Genomic DNA, 7,012 nt, shown 5'->3' with positions numbered 1-7,012 from the left:
AAGGCGACGGCGAGAATGTTTAAAGAACCGTTCGAGGTGTTTACCAATACCGCAGATTTCGGTGAAACCGTTTTGATTGACGGCGTGCCGGTAGCGGTGGTGTTTGACCGCGAATATCTACCCAATAATGGTTTCGGCGTGGTCATCGGCAATGCCGACCCACAGTTAATTGTTGCCGACAGTAAGCTGCCGCCTAATATCAAAGATGCCACCATCACCGCACGCGGTGTGGCGTATTCTGTGGCTGAAATTGATTATGACGGTTCTGGTATGTCGGTTATTCAGTTGAGAAAACAGCATGACAAGCCAGCTTACTGAAATCCGTTCCGCGGCGGTGGCATTGTTGAAGAAACGTTTTCTGCGTGTCTATGACAACCGTGTGACCGCGCCTGCGCATTCGCAGTTACCGTGTGTGGTGGTTTATATCGATGGGCGGCGTAGCGAAGTATTTAACGTGTCGCCTGTTGAATTAAAGCATACCGTACGCTTGGTAACGATGGTTTGTGTGCAGGCTAATGAACAGGCTGATGCGCTTGCAGAAGAAATGCTGGCTGTGGTTGAGCGGTTGTTTTACGCCAACCCAACCCTGCGGCGGTTGGATGTCAACGGCGAGCAGTGCGATATGTTGGCTGATGATTTATTACCCGACAATCTTAATATCGAATATGACGACAGCGGCGAGTATGTTTGCGCATATTATCAGCAAGGTTGGCAGGCTGTGTATCACGAGCAATGCGGCGAGTATGTCGGCGGTGCGGCGGAATATTATCCGCAAGCCGTTATTGTGCAGTCGTTTGCCGATGGCCTGACAGCATCAAACCGCTGGCAGTTGTACGGTACAGATCCCGAAATCGAAGCAGAAGACTTAATCCCGAAAGGCTGAAAATGGCTAATATTATCCAAATCAAGCCGGTGGAAGGTTATGTAGTGACCGACCCGGCAACCATGCAACCGCTGCCCGAAGAAGGCGCATCGGTGGAGTGGTCGAATTACTGGCAGCGCCGCATCAACGAAGGCGCGGTTGAGTTGTTGCAAACAACGGCGAAGAAAGGTGCTAAATAATGGCAATCGCATTTGACCAAATCCCTGGCACTTGGCGTTTACCGGGTGCAAAAACTGAATTTAACAATGAATTGGCCAACCGTGGCGCAACCCTGAAAGCCTTTCGCGGTCTGATTATCGGCCAGATGCTGGCAGGCGGAAAGGCCGAAGCGGGCAAGCTGGTTCGTATTTCGCGTGCAGAACAAGCCGCTGAATTGTTTGGGGCTGGTTCGCAAATCGGTGTGGGTGCGGCCGCATGGTTTAAAAACAACGGCGACTATATCGAAACTTGGGCACTGCCGCTTGCTGATGCGGGTGAGGGTGTGGCCGCTACGGCTAAAATCACTTTTACCGGCACGGCACAGGAATCCGGAGCGATTTACCTGTATATCGGCGGTGTTCGTGTGCCGGTTGCGGTGTTGGTAAATGATACTGCGGACGCACAGGCAACCAAAACTGCCGTCGCTATCAATGCCGCTACTGGCTTGACGGTAAGTGCGGTAGCGGCCGCCGAAGTGGTTACGCTGACAGCGAAAAACAAAGGCGCGGTAGGCAATGATGTGGATTTGCGCATTAATTACTACCCGCTGGACGAGAAAACGCCTGCTGGCATTAAAGTGGCATTTACTCCGTTTGCAGGTGGCACCGGTAATCCGGATTTAACGTCAGCTGTGGCCGCAATGGGCGATTTGCAGTTTGATGCGATTGTTCTGCCGTACACCGATGCTGCTGCGCTGAAGGCAATGGAAGACGAAATGCAAAGCCGCTGGGGTGCGATGCGTGCTATCGACGGCATGTTTTTTGCTGCGTCGGCAAAAGGTTTCAGCGCTTTAACCACGCTGGGCAACAGCCGTAACAGCCCGTTTGCCTGTATCGGCGGCTTGCCGAAAACTCCGTCACAACCGTTTGCCTTGGCGGCTGCTATGGCGGCACAGGCAGCGTTTGCCGCGCAAAATGACCCGGCGCGCCCGTTCCAAACGCTGGAACTGGTCGGCATCTTGCCACCTGCGGAAAACGACCGCTTAACCGAGCAAGAGCGCAATATTTTACTGTTTAACGGTATTTCTACCTACCGCATCAATGCGGGCGGTAGCGTGCTGATTGAAATGTTGATTAGCACCTACAAAACCGGTAAATACGGCCAAACTGACGATAGCTACCTGATGATTAACACCGTCTGGACGCTGTCTTACCTGCGCTACGACTGGAACGCGTACATTGTAAGCAAGTATCCGCGCCATAAGCTGGCTGATGATGGCAATAAGTTCGGTGCCGGGCAGCCCATCATGACGCCAAAGCAGCACAAGGCAGAAATGGTGAGCCGCGCGAAGTTGTGGATGGAATTGGGTTTGGTGGAAAATATCGACCAGTTCACCGCTGACAGCTTCAGCGAACGCAATTTGGCGAACCCTAACCGCTTAGACAGTTTGTTCGTGCCGGATTTGGTAAATCAAATGATTGTATTTGCCAACAAAGTGCAGTTTATCAGTTCATAAACCATAGGCCTGTCTGAAGCATTTTAGACAGGCCTTTAAACAAGGATTAACAACATGGCAAAACAAAACCGCCGTGCCGGTACCATTTTCTTTAAAGTGGGCGGCCGTCAGCTGGATGCCAAGGGCAATTTTACCTATAACTTAGGTAACCCAAAGCGTGAAGCGATTATCGGTGCAGATGGCGTGCATGGATATAAAGAAACTGTGCAGACTGCCTTTATCGAAGGCGAAATCACCGACAGTGCCGATTTGAAGCTGGCTGATTTAACCAATATCGACAGTGAAACCATCACCTTGGAACTGGGGAACGGTAAAACCGTGGTCTTGTCGCAAGCGTGGTTTGCCGGTGAAGGTACGGGCAACACCGAAGAAGCCAACATCGGTGTGCGTTTTGAATCGCGCCTGCCTGCGCAGGAGATTTAAAGCACAATCAGCCGCCTTTATGGCGGCTGTGTGTTGAAATTATCAATAGAGAGTAGATAAATGGAAGAATGTACTATCAAATTAACTGCGCCGATCATGCACGGTCAAAACGAAATTACTGAATTAACCCTGCGCCCCATCACCGGTAAAGATATGCTGGGTATTAAGTTTGAATTTGATACCAGCGGCAAGATGGTTGTGGATGCTGATGCATCGTTTAAGCTGGGTTACAAGCTCACGGGTATCCCTGCGCCTGTTCTGTCGCAAATGATTGCGCCTGATGTGCTGAATTTGTCGATTGAGTTGCAAAGTTTTTTAGCCAGTGGCCAGTGGACTGGCCGGAGCTAGTGGCAACAATTGGCTACACCTTTAAGGGTAGCGCCGGTAATCCGTTGGATTTGGATTTAGACGGCCTGTTGTGGTGGTATGACAGAGCAGTATGGATTAATGAGCAAATATCCGGTTAAAATAACCGTGTTTATTAACTGGATGAAATCATGAGAAAGAATGCTTTAATTTTTGCCGCTTTATTGTTATCTGCCTGTGGACAACCTGCTGAACCGACTGAAAAATCGGTGGAAGCATCTGCACCGCTTCAGGCTGCTGAATCTGAACAGAAAGTTTTGTTTGATGTCCGTGAAATTGTTTTGAAGCCAAGAAAGCAGGTCGAATTGTTTACTGGTGCGGCTTTGGGTGATTGTGAAAACAATAAAAACGGTCTTTCCTGTCATTATGAAAAAGATGGCAGTATTATTGATGTGGTTTATATTAATGGTGTTGCTGATTGGATAACAATCACGAATCCTAAATTTGAGCAGTTGGATGTGCCGTATCAGTTGGGTATGGATTATGAAAAATCTACTTCTATGACGGATGCGGTCATTGAATATAATGGAAAATTTGGTTTTCAAAGCCTAACCGTATTTAAGTCAGGTGCGGCGGTTGATTATGTTTATATCAAAGCAAAAACGCTTTAAAGTTTAGTTCTTAGGGCCGTCTGAAATTCAGACGGCTTTTTGTTTGGATAAATCATGGCTAATGCAAAGACACAAATTGAAGTCACCGTACTGGACAAAGCCAGTCGTGCGCTGGATAAAATTAAGGGTAAGTTCGCAGGGCTGAATAATGGCAAGGTGGGTGAGGCAATGGCGCATATTACCCGTGCAACTTCTCAGTCCAGTAAGATTCTGGGCGCGTATGCGGCTGCAAGTGGTGTGATTGCCGCTGGTGCGGGTGTATTTGCCAAGGGTGTGATGGATACTGCGTCTGAATTTGAGCGGTACGAAACTATTTTGACCACGCTTGAAGGTAGTGCAGAAAAGGCTAAGAAATCTATGGCTTGGATTTCAGACTTCGCCGCCCGCACACCATATGAAATGAATGAAGTGACCGATTCTTTCGTGAAATTGAAGGCTTATGGTTTAGACCCGTTGAAAGATGGGTTGTTAAATTCTCTTGGTGATACGGCGGCGGCGATGGGTAAGCCGGTGATGCAAGTGGTTGAAGCGATTGCTGATGCTGTAACGGGAGAAAATGAACGTCTAAAAGAGTTTGGTATTAAGGCTAGTAAAATCAAAGGTACTAATTTCACGGAATACAGCTACACCGACAAAAATGGTAAGCAGCAGTTGGCGAAAGTGGAATCTAACAACCGTGCGATGATTCAAGCTACTTTGCAAACCATTTGGAATGAAAAATACGGTGGTGCGATGAATAAGCTTTCCGGTACATGGGAAGGCATGATGTCGAATCTTTCCGATCAGTGGTCTAGATTTAAGCTGTTGATCGCACAAAGTGGGGTGTTTGATTTTCTGAAAGACAAGTTAAGCGGTTTTTTGGATAAAGTGAACAAAATGGCCGATGATGGCAGTTTGCAGAAGCTTGCTGAAACGATAGGTCAAAAGCTGGTAACCGGTTTTGAGCGTCTATGGGAGGTTGGCGGTAAGATTTACGATAAATTTGTTGCCATTAACGACTTTTTCGGTGGATTTGAAAATACGCTGACTGCGCTTGGCGTAGTGGCTTTACTGCCATTGGTGGCGGCCATTGCGAATATCGGGGTGGCAATCGGGTCGCTGGTGGTTGCTTTGGCACCTTTGGCTACCGCGCTTATTCCCGCTATTGCAGGTTTCGCGCCGTTTATTTTGGCGGGTATCGCCATCGGCTTGTTGGCCGGTTATATTTGGTCGAACTGGGAACCGATCAGTGGCTGGATTATGGAAAAATGGGCAGCTGTAACCGATTTTTTAAGCGGTGTTTGGGAAAGTATCAAGTCTCTGTTTGCGGCTGGTTTTGATTTGCTTAAGTCGTATTTTCTCAATTTTACCCCGCTGGGTTTGATGATTCAGGCTATGCAGCCGATTATCGGCTGGGTGGTGTCCAACTGGGAAAGCATCAAGGCGGTGTTTTCCGGTGCGATAAGCGCCATTGGGTCGATTTTGTCGTCATTCAATCCGGTGCAGTTTGTGCAGGCGGCGTTTGCGCGGTTGCAATCTTTTATCGGTGGTATTTTTGACGGAATTAAGGCTAAGGCGGCCAGTATCTTGAATCTTTCTCGGGAGGCAGGTCGGGCTGCTTCATCGTTGCCTGCACCCGGTGCGGTTGTTCGTGGTGGCGGTGGTGCAGGTCGTGTGGATGTGAGCATTAACCACAGTAACGTGCCGCGCGGTACTACCATGAAAACTACCGCCAGCAACCGCGTGAATTTGAGCAGTAAACAAGGTTATGCATTCGGCTGATAGGGTTTAGAAATGTCTTGGAAAAACAAATTGCGCCCCGCGTCTTTTCGCGGGGCTTCGTTTGGGGTGGAATCGCACCAAACGGAGCAAGGCCGTCGAACGCAGGTACACGAGTATCCGGGGCGTGATGATCCTTATGTTGAAGACTTGGGATTAAAGGCGGGTACGTTTTCGGTGCGTGGCTTTTGTATCGGTGCGGATTATATGGCTGCCCGCGATAAGCTGCTGGAAGCATGTAACCAGCCGGGCGCAGGACAGTTGGTGCATCCGTATCTGGGCACGCAGAATGTTGTCTGTACGGCGGTATCGCTGTCTGAAACCGCCGATGAAGGTGGCATGGCGCGGTTTGATTTATCTTTTGTGGTGGCGGGTAAGAATCAGTACCCGGCGCAAACAGAAGATTTAATCGGTAGCTTGCTGGAAAAATCCGATTTTCTGGATTCGGCATTAGGCGATTGGTTCAGTGAAGTGTTCAGTCTGAATGGTGTACCGGATTTTCTAAGTGTACAGGCGATAAATGATCTAACCGCGCGGCTCAATAAGCTGTCCGATTTATCCAGTTTGCTGGATTTGGGTAAACAGTCCGAATTTTTGCAGTCGGTAACAGGGTTGCTTGGGTCAGTTAAAAAGCTGGCAAATGTGCCTGCTGATTTGGCTTTTCAGGTCTTGGGTGCCTTCACCCAGCTTTCCGGTGGTTTTGGCCGCCCGTTGGCCGGTATCCAGGCGCTGAAATTGGCGTTTAAGAAGAAGCCGGATTACAGCGCAAAGCGCATCAATGACACGCATTTGTTGGCAGCGCCATTGCAACAGGGGATTAAAAACCGTGAAGCGGTGGCATCACTATTTGAAATTGCGGCATTAAATGCGGCGGTTGCCACGGCAGTATTGATGCCTGATGACGTGCGTATTGAATTGCCGCAAGTCGGCGGCGATTTTTCAGACGGCAAGCCCGGCAGTAGCAACAGCCGGATTGCGGCGAAAAACGAACGCGAAAGCCTGTTTGAAAGTTTGGATGAAGCCATTATCACCCGCCGCGATTTATTGGCATGGATTGATGCGGTTGCGCCAGATGTCCCTGATACGGTTTATTCTGCCTTGCAGGATGTACGGCGTGCGGTAGTTCAGGCAGTACCTGATGCACAAAATGAGTTGCCAAGATTGCGTGAAATCACCCCGAAAGCAAGCCTGCCTGTGTTGGTGCTGGCTTATTCGGTGCATGGTGATGCCGCGCGATCTGGCGAAATGCTGCGGCACAATGTAGTGGCGCATCCGGGGTTTATGCCGGTTGCTCCGCTGCGGGTATTGAGTGATTAA

9 protein-coding genes are annotated in these 7,012 nt (G+C 49.3%); all 9 read left to right on the top strand.

The features are described from left to right. The coding region (locus tag ACTHUF_RS01125) for a head-tail joining protein (RefSeq protein ID WP_440406757.1) at nucleotides 1–318 on the top strand (318 nt) is incomplete at its 5' end. Next, nucleotides 299–883 (top strand): hypothetical protein, encoded by a 585-nt coding sequence (locus ACTHUF_RS01120; protein WP_234395569.1) that lies wholly within the window; start codon nucleotides 299–301, stop codon nucleotides 881–883. The genes ACTHUF_RS01125 and ACTHUF_RS01120, both read left to right, overlap by 20 nt. Before the next feature lie 2 nt (nucleotides 884–885). Continuing rightward, nucleotides 886–1,062: a DUF2635 domain-containing protein gene (locus tag ACTHUF_RS01115; protein WP_107696872.1), complete on the top strand. Its 177-nt coding sequence runs from the start codon at nucleotides 886–888 to the stop codon at nucleotides 1,060–1,062. Then, nucleotides 1,062–2,537 carry a phage tail sheath subtilisin-like domain-containing protein gene (locus ACTHUF_RS01110; protein ID WP_107696871.1) on the top strand — a complete coding sequence of 492 codons (1,476 nt, stop codon included), beginning with the start codon at nucleotides 1,062–1,064 and terminating at the stop codon, nucleotides 2,535–2,537. Before ACTHUF_RS01115 ends, ACTHUF_RS01110 begins: the two co-directional genes overlap by 1 nt. A gap of 54 nt (nucleotides 2,538–2,591) precedes the next feature. Further along, nucleotides 2,592–2,960, top strand: a complete 369-nt coding sequence (locus ACTHUF_RS01105; protein ID WP_049343649.1) for a phage tail tube protein — start codon at nucleotides 2,592–2,594, stop codon at nucleotides 2,958–2,960. 60 nt (nucleotides 2,961–3,020) lie between these two features. Next, a complete protein-coding gene (locus ACTHUF_RS01100; RefSeq protein WP_107696870.1) occupies nucleotides 3,021–3,308 on the top strand; it encodes a phage tail assembly protein in 288 nt (95 codons plus the stop codon). Between the two features lie 149 nt (nucleotides 3,309–3,457). After that, complete coding sequence (locus tag ACTHUF_RS01095) at nucleotides 3,458–3,937, top strand: hypothetical protein (protein WP_107696869.1); 480 nt, start codon at nucleotides 3,458–3,460, stop codon at nucleotides 3,935–3,937. Nucleotides 3,938–3,991: 54 nt separating this feature from the next. Then, complete coding sequence (locus ACTHUF_RS01090; RefSeq protein ID WP_440406753.1) at nucleotides 3,992–5,698, top strand: tape measure protein; 1,707 nt, start codon at nucleotides 3,992–3,994, stop codon at nucleotides 5,696–5,698. Between the two features lie 12 nt (nucleotides 5,699–5,710). Further along, nucleotides 5,711–7,012, top strand: a complete 1,302-nt coding sequence (locus ACTHUF_RS01085) for a DNA circularization protein (RefSeq protein ID WP_107696867.1) — start codon at nucleotides 5,711–5,713, stop codon at nucleotides 7,010–7,012.

Origin of the sequence: Neisseria sp. P0024.S006 (assembly GCF_051956595.1) — a bacterium.
Lineage (GTDB): Bacteria > Pseudomonadota > Gammaproteobacteria > Burkholderiales > Neisseriaceae > Neisseria.
The sequence above is the reverse complement of the archived record's forward strand: the minus strand, read 5'-3'. Positions and strand labels throughout refer to the sequence as shown.